Source organism: Lysinibacillus sp. OL1 (assembly GCF_004332175.1).
Lineage (GTDB): Bacteria > Bacillota > Bacilli > Bacillales_A > Planococcaceae > Lysinibacillus > Lysinibacillus capsici.
In genome coordinates, this window is the sequence record NZ_SJDS01000009.1 from 1 (window position 1) to 17,473 (window position 17,473).

The following is a 17,473-nucleotide window of genomic DNA, read 5'->3' on the forward strand; positions in this document are numbered from 1 at the left end:
GCAAATTTATTTTCGCCCTCCGTTAATGTTCGGCTTTCCCAGCTCACAAGCTCACATAATAGGGCACGTAGTTTTTCTGGTGTATCCCACATAAAAGTATTCATAAAATTCTCCTTTAACTCCCCTTCGTTAGAGGTACGATTAACGAACTTCTAGTGTTTCTTCATTTTTGCTATCTGTAGCAGCAGTCGCCGCTTTTTTTAATTTCAATTGATAAAAGATCATACAGGCAATAAAGAAGCCAATCCCGTATAGTAAACCAATCCTTTGCGTTGGATCAAACGCTAAAAATACTAAAATTAAAACACAAAAGATTATACAAAATACTGGAATCAACGGGAATAGTGGTGTTTTAAATTTTAGATCAGCCACATTTCCTCCCGACTTCACATAGCGATAACGGAACATTAACTGAGAAGCACATATCCCCATCCATGAAATTGTGACAGATATACCTGCTACCGACATTAGTAATACAAATACAGCATCCGCTTCCATAACACTAGTTAATAAAGATAAGAGTGAGAATACCATCGTAAAAATAAGCGCATTTAAAGGTACTTTATTTTTCGTTAATCGACCAAATAACTTGGGCGCCATCCCCTCTTGTGACATGGAAAATAATAAACGTGTTGATGCATATAAACATGAATTACCGACTGATAAAATAGCTGTCAAAATAACAAAGTTCATGATACCAGCGGCATATGGTACACCAGCTAAATTCATTAACGTGACAAATGGACTTTCCATCAGCCCAAGCTCTGATGCTGGGAATATTGCTGATAATACAATAATGGAAGCAATATAGAAAACGATGATTCTAAATAGAATCGTACGAATCGCTCTTGGAATATTTTTTTCAGGGTTCTCGGTCTCCCCTGCTGCAATCCCCACCAGCTCTGATCCCTGATAAGAAAAAATTACATTCATCATTGTGACAAAAATAATCGTAATACCTGCTGGGAATAAACCAGAAGGTGCTAAATTTGTGAGATGTGGGGTAGGTCGATCTGCTAATGGAATTAAACCAAAGATTGCCGCTCCACCAATAATGATAAATGCAATCACTGCAACAACTTTTATACTAGCAAACCAGAACTCTGCTTCAGCAAAGCCCTTCGTTGTTAAAGCATTTAAGACAAATAAAAGAACCATAAACACAGCACACCATATCCAAATTGGTACACTTGGAAACCAATGCTGCATTAAAATACCTGCAGCCGTAAATTCAACGCCCGCTGTGGCAGCAGACCCGACAAAATACATCCAACCTAATGAAAAACCAGCTGAAGGACTAATGAAACGTGTTGCATATGTTTGGAAAGAGCCTGTAACAGGCATGTAAACAGCCAATTCCCCAAGGCAATTCATGACCATAAACAAAATTAAGCCACCAAATAAGTAACCAATCAGTGCACCTCCGGGTCCTGCCTGGTTAATGGTATAGCCTACATTTAAAAATAAACCTGTTCCAATTACCCCCCCAAGTGAAAGCATTAACAAGTGACGACTTTTCATCGAACGTTTTAATTGATTATTGTGAAGCTGATCCCCTTTATTCAACATCCATCCCTACTTCCCATATAATGTAAAAATATTAAATATTCTGATTTTTCTAGAATGAAAGTACCCAATCAATTTTCTCTTTTAAATTGATTGGGTATTGTTAGATTTACTTAAAAACGTAATGATAAACAGCTTAAACCACCATCATGTTTTCTAAATTCAGACATATCAAGTTCAATTATTTGATAGCCAAGGTCCAGTAATTTACGATTTGTTTCTGGATAGCCAGCTGGGATAATAATATAATCATTTACTTGAATACAGTTAGCTGAATATTCATCCTCTTTAGGAATCACGATTTTTTCGTAAGATTCAAATGCAGGATGATCGACAAATTCACCAGCTAACACCATACGATTTTCCCCAACATAGGCAATTCCAGTTTTTAAGTGGAAGAATTCTTTTAATGGAATAATAGTTGCTTCATAGCCTTCTTGTTCAACAATCTCTTTAAATTGCTGAGCGCCTTCTTCATTTGTGCGATCTGAGATCCCTACGTAAAACTTTTTCTCTGCTTGTAGTACATCTCCGCCATCAAGTGTTCCTGAACCTTTAATATAGTAAATTTTTTCATAGAATTGCTTTACAGCTGGTTCGATTTCTTCAATTTCGCGGTTACGAGCTGCTGCTCCAGGATTCGATATAATAGCAAATTCAGGCGTTAATACAGCTGTATCCTCTACAAATGTTGAATCTGGAAATGCTTCATTTGCTGGTAATTGTGTAACTTCTACACCGCATTTTTTTAAAGCCTCTACATAATGTTCATGTTGTTCAAATAATTTTTCTAAAATCGGCTTTCCTAAATCACTAGTTGTTAAACCGTTTACAAAACTATTTCCTGGATTTTTAACAATAACATTTTTAAACATATTCATCTTCTCCTTTATCCTCTTACTACTGGGCAAGTTAGGCAAGTCGGCCCACCTGTTCCTTTAACAGTAATTTCATCGCCTTTATATTCGTACACAGTGGCTCCAGCATCAAGTAGCTGTTGCTTTGTTTCTTTGTTGCCTTGAGGAATCACACATACCCTCGGTGCAAGCGCTAACACATTACACCCTAACGAATCGTATTCATCTTTAGGTACTTCTACTAGCTGGATGCCCCGCTCAATTAGCAGTTGTCTGAAAAATACTGGCATTAAACGCGAATGCACAACAGCTAAATCTCGGTCTACCATACTTATGAAAGACATTAAATGTAAACATTCAGCTTCACCAAGATCATGTGGTAGTTGTACAACTATAAATTCATCTACCATATCGGCTGTCATTTCCTTTAACTGACGAATGGCTTCATCGTTTGTTCGATAACCTCTACCCACAACGAGCGTTCGATTATCTAGCCAAACAATATCTCCACCGTCTGAAACTGCCTCTCCAGTAAGTTCACCAATTATTGGTATACCTTTTTGCCGTAAAAAGTCCTTGTATACTGCTGCTTCTGGTTGTCTTAATTTTTTGCCTGATTTCAGTATAATGGCACCATTTGGTGTGAATTTAACTGGATCATGTGCATAAAGAGAATCTAATCCTACTTCATCTGCTTTAGGCAGATATTCAATAGTCTCAACATACCTTTCAAGAATCCCAATAAATTCAACGTATTCGCTTAGAGCTTCTTCATAATTAGGCTCAGATAAGTAGTTAAATGTTTTCCATTCCTTACTAAGATGTGTTTGGCTTTGGAAAGCATCTTTTGGATCTTTTACAATAACGTGTTTCAAAGGCGCATACATTGATGAACAATAATGCATTCCTTTCACCTCTTTTCCGTGTAGTGGAAAACGTTTCCGTTAAGAGGAAAGTTTATATGAAGAATATATTCGTTTTATGCTATACTGTCAATATATTTAGAAAACTTTTAATTTTTCTTTTAATCTAGCTTGCATTCACCCTTGGAAAAAGAGCCGTAAAACATTTATTAAATAAGCCTAAAAGGATTCTTTTGTCGCTTTCGTGTATTAAAATAAAGCCTTTGTTTAGACTTCTGATTTTTCTGGGAATATTGAAACTAGACGTAGATGGAGAATAAAAATAAAATAGGATGAAGGGAGGTGGGACAAATGCAATTATTAGAGCGAGCGATGACAATTGCCAAGGTTTTAGCTGCTGATGCAAATGACAGTAGCTTGTCCATTTCAGAGCTTTCTACAAAATGCGATTTACCGCTAAGTACTTTACATAGAATTTTAAAAGCCATGATTAAACAAGGGATGATTGAGCAAGATGAACAGACTAAATATTATCGGCTTGGAACCATATGGATGGAACTTGGCTTACAGGTGTATGATACGATGGATTATATTAGCAAAATCAGACCTGAGTTAGAACGATTAGCCAGAGAGGTTGAAGAAAGCGTTTATTTAAGTAAACCAGCTGGATTAGATACGATTATTATAGAACGAATAGACAGTGCAGCAAATCCGATTCGTATTTATGATCAGTTGGGTATTCGCATACCTATGCATATCGGAGCGGCCAATAAAGCCATACTTGCCTCAATGTCCGTGATTCAATCCAAAGAAATACTAGAGCAACTAGTAACTAAAGATGAAATGGCCGAATTAGAGGAACAGCTTCATCAAATTCGACAACAAGGCTATGCAATAAGTCACGGAGAACGAACTGCAGGTACTTCCTCTATTGCTGTCTCTGTTTTAGATGGTTTTGGTGAAGTGATAGGAGCAGTCAGTATTAGTTTTGTAAACTTTAATGTCTCTCAAGATCATATTAATACATTAATTGAGCGATTAGTTGATACTGGTAGACGTGTATCACTGAAACTTGGTTATCGAGGAAAAGGTTAGGAGAACTATTCCCCATTAAACTTCTCTACTTTTCATAAACGTTTTATGTCTGTAAAGGTTTTTTTCTTGAAAGGTTATGTGAAAACTGTTGCACTGAACGCCATCGTATGTTAAATTATTATGGTATGTGAAATACCGAACTGAAATAATAATCTTTCAGCATCAACAGTAAGGAGGGAATACAACATGCCAAAACAATGTGTAATCACTGGACGTAAAGCTCGTACTGGTAACAACCGTTCCCACGCTATGAACGCTAACAAACGTACTTGGGGTGCTAACCTTCAAAAAGTTCGTATCTTAGTTGACGGTAAACCAAAACGTGTATGGGTTTCTGCTCGTGCATTAAAATCAGGTAAAATCGAGCGCGTTTAATCGCTGCTTCTAAAAAATCGATTTCGCATTGAGCGCAATCGATTTTTTTCTTGATTAGTATTCTAGAAGAAAGTAAAAAAATCCGACTAGTGTTAGTCGGATTTTTTTACTTTCTTATCTTTTTTAAATAGGTTAATACACGTACGCGTGATACTACTCACGAATTTCGGCAATTGGAACGTATATACTTTCAGGACTCTCTCCCCCTTACGCTAATCTATGCTTCTTATCATTAAACATATGCCATGCGAGAAAGATATAGACCCTGAAGTTCCTATTATTTCATTACTTGTAAATCGAGATGTTCCTAAGGAAATTTCCTCATTCGTTGTTTCATATTTTACTTGTCGTAAAGTTACATCTTGAATAGGCTCCTCGTGAGCAAAAAAAGACAAGTATCGGTATCGATCATCCGCATAAATTGTATGTGTACCTGGTAGTAAAAATTGCAACATATTAGTATGATTGATTATCTTTAGCTCAATTTGAGGATGCTCTTTTTGTAACCGATAAATAGAACGAACAGCTGCCTCGTAATGATCTAAACGCCCACCCGTCACACCTGTCAGAACAATTTCTTGTGGTGCAAACGTATAGGCTTTAAGCAAAGCTAAATCCGTATCTGTTTCATTTTTCTCTTCTTGAAAACGTTGTTGATCATTGGTTTGTGCCATCACTTGTCGATATTCTTCATCCGTTAAAGAGTCAAAATCACCAACAATGGCATGAGGTGTAATTCCCTGCTCAATTAAATATAAAGCACCACGATCAGCCCCGATAAACACAACATCCTGTTGTTGCTGAAACGATGAAAATGAACATAGCTCATTTTTTGGACCACCTGCACAAACAACGACTGTCGTCATCCTTTAATCGCTGCCTCTCCAGCTAGTAAAATCTCTTGAAGAGCAGCTGTTCGATCTTCTTTACTATAGATAGCTGACCCAGCTACAAAAATTGTCGCTCCAGCCTGTGCACATGGCACAATTGTTTCAGCAGTAATACCACCATCAATTTCAATGGCAATATCTAAGCCACGCTCCTTAATCAATGTTGATAATGCTTCAATTTTAGGTATAACAGAATGGATAAATTTTTGTCCACCGAATCCAGGATTAACAGTCATTAATAATACCATATCAATATCTTCTAAAATGTGTTGAATTGAGTCTATCGGTGTATGTGGATTTAATACGACACCCGCTTTTACTCCAAAAGAACGGATTAATTGAATTGTTCGATGTAAATGACGGCATGCTTCTACATGTACCGTAATATAATCTGCTCCAGCTTTTGCGAACAGTTCAATATACTGGTCTGGATTTTCTATCATTAAATGCACGTCTAATGGTAACTTCGTTAATGGACGGATAGCATCCAATACAATGGAACCAAATGAGATATTCGGCACAAAGTGACCATCCATTACATCAATATGAATAAGTTGTGCACCTGCTTGCTCTACTTCCTTTACTTCTTCACCTAACTTTGCAAAATTTGCTGCTAAAATTGATGGTGCTATTTGTATCATCATTAATACCTCGGCTTTCGATCCATAATTTCTTGCATAAATTGTTCATAATGCTTGTAGCGGTAGTCACGAATTTCCCCTGCTTCTACTGCTGCCTTTACTGCACATTTTGGCTCTTTCAAGTGTAAGCAACCCCTAAATTTACAATCATCCGCTACTCTAGCCATTTCAGGAAAACATACACCTAATTCTTCTTTCTCAATTTCGTCAAAATCAAAGGAACTAAATCCAGGAGTATCTGCCAATAAACCATCACAGACTTCTATCAGTTCAACATGACGAGTAGTATGTTTACCCCGTCCTAAGCTTTGGGAGATAATACCCGTTTTTAAGTTCAACTCTGGAATGAGCGTATTAAGCAAAGTTGATTTGCCAACGCCCGATTGGCCCGCTAAAACGGTGGTTTTTCCCTTTAAAATAGGACGTAATCGTTTTACTAATTCTTCTTCATCTTTATATGTTTGCAAAACTGTATAGCCCATGCCTTCATAATCTGCTATATAATTTTGTAATTCATCACGTTCATCATTTTCTAGCAAATCCATTTTTGTTAAACAAATAATAGGATGTACATGGAAGGATTCTAACACAACTAAAAAACGATCCAGTAAAATGGTATTGAAATTCGGTTCCTTTACGGAAAACACCAAAATACCTTGATCAATATTCGCAATTGGCGGACGTACTAATTCATTTTGACGCTCAAAAATCTTTTGTATTGTCCCATCAGAGCCTTCAGTTTCCATTGTATACTCTACAATATCGCCTACGAGTGGGGATTCGCCACGATTACGAAATACCCCACGTCCTCGACATTGAATCAGTTGATGTCCATCAAATACATAATAATAACCACTTAATGCTTTTCTTATTTGGCCTTGCGCCATCCAATTCCTCCTTAATCGACATCATTATAATGAACTTTGCCTTCTAAAATTATTTCTGAGTCCCGAATTATTCTATAACTCGCATCTTTGCCATCTTCAATTGTAAGCTGAATGTTGTATGGCGTATCACCTAAAATTTCAAATACTTCAACAGGTTCAGACAATGTATGATTTTTATCTTGAATTTCAATTCGAATATTTTGAGCTATTCCCTCTTCTGTAGGTTTATACTCAATGACTACAGGTATTAGACGTAGTTTATCAGGCTGTTTCGCTGGCCCTTTACTTATTACAACCGATATCATAGAACCTTCCTCTACCATAGTACCCGCTTTTGTCAATTGCGAAATTACACTCCCAGCTGGGATGGTTTCATGATGTTCTTCACGAGATATACGCCAATTGAGGCCTACTCTTTTCACATAGTCATCCATATCCGCTTTCGTATAATTTACAACGTTTTCAACCCTTACCATTCTAACTCCTTGGCTAACTTTAAACGTGATTGTTTCTTCTTTCGCTACTACCTCAGAATTTGGAGGGATGCTTTGCTCAATGATACTTCCTTCTGGCTCATTAGAAGGGACATCCTCTTTTACCACGTCTTTATACTTTCCTTTTATTAAAGCTTCAACTTGACTATAATTTTGTCCTACATAATTATCTACAGTCGTCATCTCTACACCTAAACTAACGATTAAATCTACCTCTGAGCCTTTTTCACGTAATGAATTTTTTGATGGGTCCGTTTCAATAACCTTCCCCTTTTCAATTTCCTCATGATTTCGCTCCTGATGCTCTTCACCAACAACAAATCCATCTGCTTCTAATTTTTTTGTCGCTTCCTCTATTGTTAAATTTGCTACATCTGGTATAGCCACTTTTTTCGGGCTAAATAAATCTTTTGCAAAAATAAAGAATAAGAAAATGACAATCATAGCAATGAATAGTCCAGCAACATATTTGGGCCAATTTTTCTTCTTTGCCTTAACAGGAACTGGCTTTTCTACAGGCTTTTTAGGTTGTGGTTGAGAAGGAGCTTTAGCTTCCATAATTGGTTCAATAACTCTTGTTTTAGTTAAATCTTCGTCTTTTTTATGCATCTGCTCTTTAATGATGGGAATAGCCTTCGTTACATCATTATCTACAGGTATGACAAATTTGGGATCGTTGATTCTAGATGGTGATAGTACAGTTTCCAAATCTTCATACATTTCTTCCACTGTCGTATAACGATGGGATGAATCTTTGGCAGTAGCCTTTAATACTACATTCTCCAAGCTTTGGGGAATCGTTGCATCAAAAGCACGGACAGAAGGCGTTTCGGCTTGTAAATGCTTAAGTGCTATTGAAACAGCTGATTCACCAGAAAATGGAAGTTCACCTGTTAATAATTCATATAATACAATACCGAGTGCGTAAATATCTGATTTGTTTGTAGCTGTACCGCCGCGAGCTTGCTCCGGTGATAAATAATGCACTGTGCCAAGCACAGAATTTGTTTGAGTAAATGATGTAGCACTTAACGTCATGGCAATACCAAAATCCGTAATTTTCACATTACCTTCCGCATCCATTAAAATATTTTGCGGTTTAATATCACGGTGGATAATATGGTTTTCATGGGCATTAGCAATGGCAGACGTTAATTGCTTCATAATATGCACACTTCTTGCAGGAGAAATTGGTGCAAATTCTTGTATGTACTGCTTTAATGTTTTTCCTTGAACATATTCCATCACAATATAGTGTAGATCTCCATCGTCACCTACATCATAAACACTAACAATATTCGGATGTGTAAGACTTGTAGCAGACAGTGCCTCACGTTGAAAACGTCGATGTAATTCATCCTCATTGGAAAAATCATAGCGTAATATTTTAATGGCTACATCACGATTTAAGATCATATCGTGTGCTAAATAAACATTGGACATACCTCCGCCACCAATGAGTTCTATAATTTTATAGCGGTCACTAATTCTTTTACCTACAAGCATTCTTACACCTCCTCATCCCTTTTTGTTAATAGCACGAGGGAGATATTGTCTTCTCCCCCGCTGGCATTTGCTAATTCTACAAGTTTACGTCCCTTTTCCTTAATGGAGTCTGGATACGTAATGATCGATGCCATTTCATAAACAGTTAGTTTATTGCTTAATCCATCTGAACAAATGAGTAAATACGATTCTGATGCTAAATCTACTTCATAAAAGTCTGGTTCGATTGTGTCCTCTGTCCCAACCGCTTTTAAGATGAAATTTTTCTTTGGATGTGTCAAAGCCTCTTCTTCGCTTATCTCACCATTTTCGACCAAGACGTTCACATATGAATGATCTCTTGTTATTTGTTGTGCACCATCTTCAAAGAAATAATACACACGACTGTCCCCCACATGTGCAATGAAGCAATGTTGTTCTTCGATTAACACTGCAATAAATGTCGTGCCCATTCCTTTACAGTCTTCATGTGATAAAGAATAGTCATATATTGTTTTATTCAATTGCTTAACTGTTTGTAATAACCATTCTTTTTTTGATGTTGTGGATACAAAATGATGTGTGTCTGCCTGTAAAAAAAAGGATTCCATTTGTTGAATTGCCATATCACTTGCTACATCACCAGCATTATGACCACCCATGCCATCCGCTACAAGTGCTAGTGCAAGCCCATCTGGACGTTTAAAGAATGCAGCACGGTCCTCATTAATGGATCGTTTTAAACCAATATCACTTTCGACTGTGTATTCCAATACTGGTCACCTCGTTTCTTCAGATCTCTCTTGTGCACGTAATTGACCACACGCAGCAGCGATATCTGAACCTTGCTCTCGGCGGATCGTTACGTTAATACCATTTTTCTTTAATGTTTTTTCAAAAGCAAAAATTTGACTACGAGATGTACGAACATAATCACGTTCTGGTACATAGTTTACAGGAATTAAGTTGACATGACATTTAATTCCTTTAATTAAAGCAGATAGTTCCTCTGCTATTTCTACTGAATCATTTTCACCCGACATCAGTCCATACTCGAAACTCACTCGTCGACCTGTTTTTTTTGTATAGTATCGCACTGCTTCCATTAATTCTTCCAATTTATAAGCACGGGCAATTGGCATTAGCTTTTGACGTGCTTCTTGGTTTGGCGCATGCAGAGAAACAGCAAAGTTAATTTGTAATTGTTCATCTGCGAACTGGTAAATTTTAGGTACAATACCCGATGTTGAAACCGTGATATGACGTGCTCCGATATTTAAACCTTTTTCATGATTGATCACTTTTAAGAAGTTCATCATTGCATCATAGTTATCGAAAGGTTCACCAATACCCATAATGACAATATGAGATACTCGCTCGCCCAATTCATCTAATGTTTGTTGGACTTTGACAACTTGCTCCACAATTTCCCCTGCTAATAAATGTCGCTTCAAACCACCTAAAGTGGATGCACAAAACGTACAGCCAATTCGGCAACCTACTTGTGTTGTTACACAGACAGAATTTCCATATTCATGGCGCATTAACACAGTTTCTATTGAATAGCCATCTTGTAATTGGAATAAAAATTTAATGGTACCATCTTTAGATTCTTGTTTAATAATGGTTGATAGTGTGGATAATGCAAAATTTGCAGTTAGTTTTTCGCGTAATCCCTTTGAAAGGTTTGACATTTCTTCAAATGTCTTTACACGTTTATTATACAGCCAGTCAAAAATTTGAGCAGCACGGAAAGGCTTTTCGCCATTTTCCTTTAGCCATTCTTCTAATTGATGAGGTTGTAATGAATAAATGGATTCTTTTAAATTTGGCTTTTCTTTTTTTACACGTCGAACGGGCTTTTCTTCTGCTTCTTCGACTAAATCGTTAATACGTTCATTAAATTTCTCTTGATCCACCATTAGTTGGATTCTCCTTTTTTACGAAAGGCGGCGACAAAGAAACCGTCACTGCCAAAGTCTTGTGGAAAGACTTGAAGCATGCCATTAGCTTGCTTTTCCGCTAATTTTGTTGGTAAAGATTCTAGTTGTATAGCTTCCATTTCTGGATGTGCTGTTAAAAAGGCTTTCACAGTGCCTTCGTTTTCTTGTATGTCTACTGTACACGTACTATATACAAGCTTACCATCTGTTTTCAAAACTTTCGTTGCAGCATCAAGTAAAGCTAATTGGATTTTTTGAAGACTTTCTAAATCTTCTTCTCGCTTTGTATACTTAATATCTGGCTTACGTCGCATAACTCCTAGTCCACTACATGGTGCATCGACTAAGATAGCATCAAAAGACGCTGCTTGTAAAAATTCTGGTGCTTTCCGTCCATCTATTGGGGCTGTTTCAACAATATCAAGCCCTAGACGTTCAGTATTATGGTCGATTAAATCTAATTTATGTGGATGAAGGTCTGTTGCTAAAATAGACCCTTCATTTTTCATTATTTCGGCAATATGTGTTGTTTTTCCACCAGGTGCCGCGCACATATCCAAGACACGCATACCTGGAGCTGGTTTTAGCACATTAGCAGGTATCATTGAACTTTCATCCTGAATAGTAATTATACCTTCTTTGAAGGCTTTTGTACGAGCTGGTTGACCGTTTGTAATGTATAAGCACTCTGGTATAACATCGCTTTGATTAGCCGTTAATCCTTCTGCCTCTAACTCGGCAATTGCTTGCTGAACAGTTGCTTTTGTTGTATTAACACGCACAGTCTGCACAGGCGGTCTATTATTTTCATGCAACATTTCAGTCGCTACTTCAAGACCGTAGTTATCAACAAATCTTTGAACTAACCACATTGGATGACTTGTTTCTATAGAAAGACGCTCAATTGGATCTGCTATGTCATCTGTTGAAGAGACTCCACCGCGTAACACGGATCTTAATATGCCATTGACCATAGAAGCGATCCCACGATGCCCTCGACGCTTGGCAATTTCTACTGCTTCGTTTACTGCAGCGTGTGGAGGAATACGTGTTAAATAATGGATTTGATACAACGAGATTCTTAATAACCAGCGAACCCAATGATCAATTGAACCACGAATAAATGGCTCTAAGTAATAATCAAGTGTCATTTTATGCTGTAAAGTTCCATACGTTATTTCAGTCAATAAAGCACGATCTTTTGCTTCAATTTTATGTCGTTTAATTGTTTCATTTAGCAATAAGTTGCTATAAGCCTGATTTTTATCAACTGCTAATAGAATTGACAATGCGGCATCTCGTACATTGCCATCCCAAATCACTACACTTTTTTTACTCATTTAAATTGGTCCCCAATCTGTAATTTAGAACCTGTCCCACGTAAATATTCCTCTGCGGTCATACGCTTTTTTCCAGCTGGTTGCACATCATATAATGCTAAAGTTGTCCCGTTGCTAGCTGCTACCTCAAAATGATCTTTAGCAATGGCCACCACTGTACCTGGATTAGCTTCATGCTTACTTTTGCCAATCGTTGCCCACCAAATTTTAAAATTACCATCCTCAAAAGTGGTATAAGCAACAGGCCACGGATGAAGACCACGCACTTGATTGTATAAAGTAATAGCATCGTTGGTCCAATCAATCCGTTCTTGTTCTCTTGAAATATTACGCGCAAAGGTAACTTGTGCTTCATCTTGAACTATACGGTTATTTGTACCATTTATAATTGAAGGAAGTGTTTCCTTAAGTAATTCACAGCCAACCATACTTAGCTTATCAAAAAGTCCACCAGTATGATCATCCTCTTCAATAGGGATTGCTTTTTGAGAGATAATATCTCCCGCATCAAGCTTTTCTGCCATATACATGATTGTTACTCCTGTTTCTTTTTCACCATCCATGACGGCTTGGTGAATTGGAGCCCCTCCACGATATTTTGGTAATAGTGAGGCATGGACATTAATGCAGCCTAGAGCTGGTGCATCTAATAATTCTTTTGGTAGTATCTGTCCAAATGCTGCTGTTATTACTAGATCAGGCTGTAAAGCAAGAATCTGCTGTAACTCCTCGGAGCCACGCAATTTTTCAGGTTGAATAATTGGCAAGCCAAGTTCCAAAGCTGTTGCCTTTACTGGCGGCGGTGTTAATACTCGCTTACGCCCAACTGGACGATCTGGTTGTGTTACAACTGCTTTAATAGCATATCCTTCATCATGTAGCATACGCAAAATAGGTGCGGAGAAGTCAGGTGTCCCCATAAAAACGATAGATGTCATTTTATTCCTCCTCTTCAGCGTACATTTCTTCTAATTCTTCTGCTGTGACAATACGCTTGATTTTTGAATCGAAAAGCACACCATCTAAATGATCAATTTCATGTAAAATCGCACGGGCATCAAAGCCACCTGCCTCTAATTCATAAACACGTCCTTCACGATCACACGCTTCAATTTTGACATAACTAGGACGTTCCACTTCTCCATATAACCCTGGAAAGCTCAAGCATCCTTCAATATCTACTTCTGCTCCGTCCGTTTCAACGACAGTTGGATTAATCATTTCTAAAATATCACGTTCTTCACCTAGTTCAACAATTGCTACCCGTAACCCTACGTCTATTTGTGGTGCCGCAATTCCAACGCCATCATATTCCACCATAGTGTCATATAAATCATCCAGTAATGTAATAATTTCATGATTAATTTCTGTCACTTCAGCACACGGTGTTGATAGTACTTTTGCAGGGTTTTCAATTACTTTTTTTATAGCCATTATTATTTCCTCATTTCTGCTTTAAAGCTAGTGCACTAGCTAATTGATACTTTTATTAAAAATCGTGCTATTCTTACACGCTAACTATATAGTAGACGGATCTAAATCTACCGTCATTAATATTCCTTGTTTAATCCACTCTGCTCTATACATAGCAAGTAAACGTTGTAACACGGGAATTAGATTTGGTTCAATTTTATATTTTATCAAACATTGATAACGATATCTATTTTGGAGACGAGCAATACTCGCAGTTGTTGGTCCTATTATTGCTACTTGATTCGATAAGTTTCCTCGTAACCAATCAGCCACTCGACCAGCATATTCAGCAGCCATCATGACATCTTCATGGGATAATTGAATAAGAGCTACAAAATAATAAGGTGGATAGTTGGATCTGCGACGTAAAAACATCTCACGTTCATAAAATGGTTCATACTCTTGGGTTTTAGCTAATTCAATTGCGTAATGCTCAGGTGTATACGTTTGAATGATGACTTCCCCTAGCTTGTCATGTCTCCCAGCCCGGCCGCTTACCTGTGTTAATAGCTGAAATGTTCGCTCTGCTGCGCGGTAATCAGGTAAATGTAAGGATGTATCAGCACTAAGTACACCGACAAGTGTAATATTTGGAAAATCCAGACCCTTCGCGATCATTTGAGTACCCAGCAAAATATCTGCTTGCCCTGCCCCAAATGTCTCCAATATTTCTTCATGTGCCCCTTTATGCTTCGTAGTATCTACATCCATACGTAATACTCTTGCCTCAGGAAACAACTTGTACAGTTCCTCTTCCACCTTTTGTGTACCTGTACCAAAATAACGAATATGATCACTTTGACATTGCGGACATATTTGAGGAACATGTTCCTCGTAACCACAATAATGACATTTCAATTTTTCAGTTGTTCGATGATAGGTTAATGAAATATCACAATTTGGACATTGGACAACTGTTCCACAATCTCGACAGAGTACAAATGATGAATAGCCACGACGATTTAAAAACAGCACCATTTGCTCTTTTTTCTCAAGTCTTAAACGGATTGCTTCAATCAGTGATTGGGAAAACATCGAACGATTACCCTGTCTCAGCTCTTCACGCATATCTGCAATAAAAACAGTCGGCAAAGCCTGATGTAAAGCACGATGTTTTAAGGAGAGTAGCTTATATACTCCCTTTTTAGCTCTTGCAAATGATTCTAATGCTGGTGTTGCACTCCCTAAAATAATAGGACAGTTATAAAATTCGCTACGCCAGATGGCTACATCTCTTGCATGATAACGCGGTGAATCTTCTTGCTTATAAGTTGATTCATGTTCCTCATCCAATATAATAAGCCCTATATTCGTAAAGGGAGCAAAAATAGCTGAACGAGCTCCAACTACGACCTTCACTTTGCCTTGTTGGATTTTACGCCATTCATCATATTTCTCCCCTACAGATAATCCACTATGCATCACAGCAACCAGCTCACCAAAGCGACTGCGGAATCGTTCGGTCATTTGTGGAGTTAAAGAGATTTCAGGTACCAACATAATGGCTTCTTTTCCTTCTTCTAATACCTTTTGAATAGCCTGCAAATAAACCTCTGTTTTGCCACTCCCTGTTACACCATGTAATAAAAAGGTTTGCGCTATTTGCTGATCCATAGCTGTAGTAATAGCTTGGAGAGCAACCTGTTGCTCTCCCGTTAATTGTAAGGCTTGTGTACGTGAAACTTCCTTCGTAAATGGATCACGAAATACTTCCTCTTGAATAAATTGAGCAGCTCCCTTGTCAATTACTGCCTCTAATACTGATATAGAGACCCCTGCTTCATCACAAATTTGTTGAGGAGAAAAAACCTCTCCTAAGTGTTGGCACATCCATTGCAGTAATAGCCGTTGTTTAACTGCTCTGGATGACTGCTCTAAAGCATGTTCAATAAGTTGTTGGTCTGCTGTTATTTGAACCATTCGAATTTCTTTCACATTTCCCTGTTGCTTGACAACATTTTCGATTGTAACAATGTTTTCTGCAACCAAATGTTTTAATAGGGGTAGTAAACCTGCTCGTTCAAATTCTTTAAAATTTGCCCGTTGACGCTTGCCGAATATAGCCTGTACCTCTAGTGGCAATTGTTGACCTTGTTGTAGCTTAATCATTTTTTCATACTTGGCTCGAAGTGCAGATGGTAACATCACTTGTAAGGCATCTATTTCATAGCAAATCGTATCGTTCTTCAACCACTTCGCCATTCGCAACATCTCTTCTGTCAGGACTGGCTCCATATCTAAAATTTGATTGATTGCCTTTAGTTTATTTAACGGTACATCTGTTTCTTTCTTCAATCCAACAACAAAACCCAGGACATTTCGTGGACCAAATGGCACTTTAACACGACTTCCTAATTCGATAACACTAACCCATTCTACAGGTACTTGATAATCAAATGGACGGTCTACATGGTAAGTAGAGACATCTACAATGATCTCTGCTATCAAAAAGCTCATTGTTCCTCACCCTTTATAATATAAGACCATAATGTCTGAGCAAAAAGTTGTGGGTTCATTGTAGCTAAAAACTGTCCGTTAAGCTGCGCTTTTTCACTAAAATCAATCCAACTTTCAGAAAGTATGTTAAGCATTGGTGTTCCTTGCACTTTTTGTCCGAAAGTGATCGCTTTTATGCCTTCTACCGAAATGATCGGCGTTTCCTTTATAGTCGGCACATTTGCCGCATGGATTAATATTGCTTGAGGGTATTGGATTTTATAAGCTTCTAGTTGCTGTATAGCATCAAACAAATTAGAATTTTCTATTTCAATTACATGTGCGCCTAGCATTCTTGCTTCATGTGCTAAAGCTCGTCCTATGGCTCCATTTGCCTGTGGGCTAATTACATGCTGTTCATCCAATGGTACATGCAGGGCACCTGCTGTCACTATGACTGTTTTATCTGTCAGTTGTTTAGTTTTTCCCGAAAAAAAATCTTGAACAAGTGCAGTTATTTTTTCTGGCTCCTCTAGACGTCCCTTCCCGACATAGCCGCATGCTAAAAACCCTTCGGAAGGCTCAATAAATTTGTAGCCATCAGCTAATAGCCTATCCAAATTACGTTTTACCGCTGGATGGTCGTACATGTGTACATTCATGGCTGGTGCAATCCATACGGGTGCTGTCGTAGCAAGCAGGGTTGTTGTGATCATATCATCTGCTATACCATTGGCCATTTTTCCTATTATATTTGCTGTAGCAGGCGCTACTAAAATTAAATCAGCCCAGTCTGCTAAGTCTATATGAGCAATCACACTTGAATCTTTTTCATCAAACGTGTCAAAATAAACATCATTTTTGGACATCACTTGAAAACTTAATGGATTTACAAACTTTCTAGCAGAAGCTGTCATGATGACTTTTACATTGGCTCCTGCTTGTGATAGCTTGCTTACGAGTGCCACAGCCTTGTATACGGCAATCCCGCCTGAAACACAAAGTAAAATATTTTTATTCATGTTAGGTGTCGTCCTTTCAAACGATAAGCTCCCAAAGAAGGATTCCCTGGGAGCTTTCGGCATTCTGTATAATCAAAATCAACTGCTAACTAGACTAACATGCTTG

17 protein-coding genes are annotated in these 17,473 nt (G+C 37.9%); 2 read left to right on the plus strand and 15 right to left on the minus strand.

What is annotated here, in order from left to right; genetic code table 11:
* Positions 1–141 precede the first annotated feature (141 nt).
* The 3 genes from EW028_RS15950 to EW028_RS15960 all read right to left on the minus strand — a co-directional run bounded on the left by EW028_RS15950 (position 142) and on the right by EW028_RS15960 (position 3,328).
* The gene (locus tag EW028_RS15950) at positions 142–1,569 is read right to left on the minus strand and encodes an amino acid permease (RefSeq protein ID WP_131521586.1); all 1,428 of its coding nucleotides are present in this window, start codon (positions 1,567–1,569) and stop codon (positions 142–144) included.
* A 110-nt stretch (positions 1,570–1,679) separates the two neighbouring features.
* A complete protein-coding gene (locus EW028_RS15955) occupies positions 1,680–2,441 on the minus strand; it encodes a dimethylarginine dimethylaminohydrolase family protein (RefSeq protein ID WP_131521587.1) in 762 nt (253 codons plus the stop codon).
* Between the two features lie 14 nt (positions 2,442–2,455).
* Positions 2,456–3,328, minus strand: coding sequence for a dimethylarginine dimethylaminohydrolase family protein (locus EW028_RS15960; protein ID WP_131521588.1), 873 nt, complete (start codon positions 3,326–3,328; stop codon positions 2,456–2,458).
* Positions 3,329–3,637: 309 nt separating this feature from the next.
* On the opposite strand from EW028_RS15960, the gene EW028_RS15965 reads away from it, so the two are divergent.
* Positions 3,638–4,381 carry an IclR family transcriptional regulator gene (locus tag EW028_RS15965; protein ID WP_131521589.1) on the plus strand — a complete coding sequence of 248 codons (744 nt, stop codon included), beginning with the start codon at positions 3,638–3,640 and terminating at the stop codon, positions 4,379–4,381.
* 186 nt (positions 4,382–4,567) lie between these two features.
* Positions 4,568–4,756, plus strand: coding sequence for a 50S ribosomal protein L28 (rpmB, locus tag EW028_RS15970; RefSeq protein WP_004227417.1), 189 nt, complete (start codon positions 4,568–4,570; stop codon positions 4,754–4,756).
* A 92-nt stretch (positions 4,757–4,848) separates the two neighbouring features.
* On the opposite strand, the gene spoVM is transcribed toward rpmB, so the two are convergent.
* From spoVM to coaBC, 12 genes are all read right to left on the minus strand, one after another.
* Positions 4,849–4,950 carry a stage V sporulation protein SpoVM gene (spoVM, locus tag EW028_RS26085; protein ID WP_099805045.1) on the minus strand — a complete coding sequence of 34 codons (102 nt, stop codon included), beginning with the start codon at positions 4,948–4,950 and terminating at the stop codon, positions 4,849–4,851.
* Positions 4,951–4,968: 18 nt separating this feature from the next.
* Positions 4,969–5,622, minus strand: coding sequence for a thiamine diphosphokinase (locus tag EW028_RS15980; protein WP_131521590.1), 654 nt, complete (start codon positions 5,620–5,622; stop codon positions 4,969–4,971).
* A complete protein-coding gene (gene rpe / locus EW028_RS15985) occupies positions 5,619–6,287 on the minus strand; it encodes a ribulose-phosphate 3-epimerase (protein WP_131521707.1) in 669 nt (222 codons plus the stop codon). Before rpe ends, EW028_RS15980 begins: the two co-directional genes overlap by 4 nt.
* Positions 6,288–6,289: 2 nt before the next feature.
* On the minus strand, positions 6,290–7,174 hold the full coding sequence (gene rsgA / locus EW028_RS15990; protein ID WP_131521591.1) for a ribosome small subunit-dependent GTPase A: 885 nt from the start codon (positions 7,172–7,174) through the stop codon (positions 6,290–6,292).
* A gap of 11 nt (positions 7,175–7,185) precedes the next feature.
* Positions 7,186–9,174 carry a Stk1 family PASTA domain-containing Ser/Thr kinase gene (gene pknB, locus EW028_RS15995; protein WP_131521592.1) on the minus strand — a complete coding sequence of 663 codons (1,989 nt, stop codon included), beginning with the start codon at positions 9,172–9,174 and terminating at the stop codon, positions 7,186–7,188.
* Between the two features lie 2 nt (positions 9,175–9,176).
* Positions 9,177–9,926 (minus strand): Stp1/IreP family PP2C-type Ser/Thr phosphatase, encoded by a 750-nt coding sequence (locus EW028_RS16000; RefSeq protein WP_131521593.1) that lies wholly within the window; start codon positions 9,924–9,926, stop codon positions 9,177–9,179.
* A gap of 6 nt (positions 9,927–9,932) precedes the next feature.
* Positions 9,933–11,075, minus strand: coding sequence for a dual-specificity RNA methyltransferase RlmN (gene rlmN / locus EW028_RS16005; RefSeq protein WP_048395368.1), 1,143 nt, complete (start codon positions 11,073–11,075; stop codon positions 9,933–9,935).
* Entirely contained in the window at positions 11,075–12,436 is a 1,362-nt protein-coding gene (gene rsmB, locus EW028_RS16010; protein ID WP_131521594.1) for a 16S rRNA (cytosine(967)-C(5))-methyltransferase RsmB, read from the minus strand. The genes rlmN and rsmB overlap by 1 nt, the downstream gene beginning before the upstream one ends.
* Positions 12,433–13,374 carry a methionyl-tRNA formyltransferase gene (fmt, locus tag EW028_RS16015; RefSeq protein WP_131521595.1) on the minus strand — a complete coding sequence of 314 codons (942 nt, stop codon included), beginning with the start codon at positions 13,372–13,374 and terminating at the stop codon, positions 12,433–12,435. Before fmt ends, rsmB begins: the two co-directional genes overlap by 4 nt.
* Position 13,375: 1 nt before the next feature.
* On the minus strand, positions 13,376–13,870 hold the full coding sequence (gene def / locus EW028_RS16020) for a peptide deformylase (protein ID WP_131521596.1): 495 nt from the start codon (positions 13,868–13,870) through the stop codon (positions 13,376–13,378).
* 84 nt (positions 13,871–13,954) lie between these two features.
* On the minus strand, positions 13,955–16,366 hold the full coding sequence (priA, locus tag EW028_RS16025) for a primosomal protein N' (protein WP_131521597.1): 2,412 nt from the start codon (positions 16,364–16,366) through the stop codon (positions 13,955–13,957).
* Positions 16,363–17,367: a bifunctional phosphopantothenoylcysteine decarboxylase/phosphopantothenate--cysteine ligase CoaBC gene (gene coaBC / locus EW028_RS16030; protein WP_131521598.1), complete on the minus strand. Its 1,005-nt coding sequence runs from the start codon at positions 17,365–17,367 to the stop codon at positions 16,363–16,365. The genes priA and coaBC overlap by 4 nt, the downstream gene beginning before the upstream one ends.
* Positions 17,368–17,473: the final 106 nt, after the last annotated feature.

Bases quoted from the DNA above. Each gene is read 5' to 3' on its own strand.
- EW028_RS15950 (WP_131521586.1), bottom strand. From the start codon at position 1,569: ATGTTGAATAAAGGGGATCAGCTTCACAATAATCAATTAAAACGTTCG.
- EW028_RS15955 (WP_131521587.1), bottom strand. From the start codon at position 2,441: ATGTTTAAAAATGTTATTGTTAAAAATCCAGGAAATAGTTTTGTAAAC.
- EW028_RS15960 (WP_131521588.1), bottom strand. From the start codon at position 3,328: ATGCATTATTGTTCATCAATGTATGCGCCTTTGAAACACGTTATTGTA.
- EW028_RS15965 (WP_131521589.1), top strand. From the start codon at position 3,638: ATGCAATTATTAGAGCGAGCGATGACAATTGCCAAGGTTTTAGCTGCT.
- rpmB (WP_004227417.1), top strand. From the start codon at position 4,568: ATGCCAAAACAATGTGTAATCACTGGACGTAAAGCTCGTACTGGTAAC.
- EW028_RS15980 (WP_131521590.1), bottom strand. From the start codon at position 5,622: ATGACGACAGTCGTTGTTTGTGCAGGTGGTCCAAAAAATGAGCTATGT.
- rpe (WP_131521707.1), bottom strand. From the start codon at position 6,287: ATGATACAAATAGCACCATCAATTTTAGCAGCAAATTTTGCAAAGTTA.
- rsgA (WP_131521591.1), bottom strand. From the start codon at position 7,174: ATGGCGCAAGGCCAAATAAGAAAAGCATTAAGTGGTTATTATTATGTA.
- pknB (WP_131521592.1), bottom strand. From the start codon at position 9,174: ATGCTTGTAGGTAAAAGAATTAGTGACCGCTATAAAATTATAGAACTC.
- rlmN (WP_048395368.1), bottom strand. From the start codon at position 11,075: ATGGTGGATCAAGAGAAATTTAATGAACGTATTAACGATTTAGTCGAA.
- rsmB (WP_131521594.1), bottom strand. From the start codon at position 12,436: ATGAGTAAAAAAAGTGTAGTGATTTGGGATGGCAATGTACGAGATGCC.
- fmt (WP_131521595.1), bottom strand. From the start codon at position 13,374: ATGACATCTATCGTTTTTATGGGGACACCTGACTTCTCCGCACCTATT.
- def (WP_131521596.1), bottom strand. From the start codon at position 13,870: ATGGCTATAAAAAAAGTAATTGAAAACCCTGCAAAAGTACTATCAACA.
- priA (WP_131521597.1), bottom strand. From the start codon at position 16,366: ATGAGCTTTTTGATAGCAGAGATCATTGTAGATGTCTCTACTTACCAT.
- coaBC (WP_131521598.1), bottom strand. From the start codon at position 17,367: ATGAATAAAAATATTTTACTTTGTGTTTCAGGCGGGATTGCCGTATAC.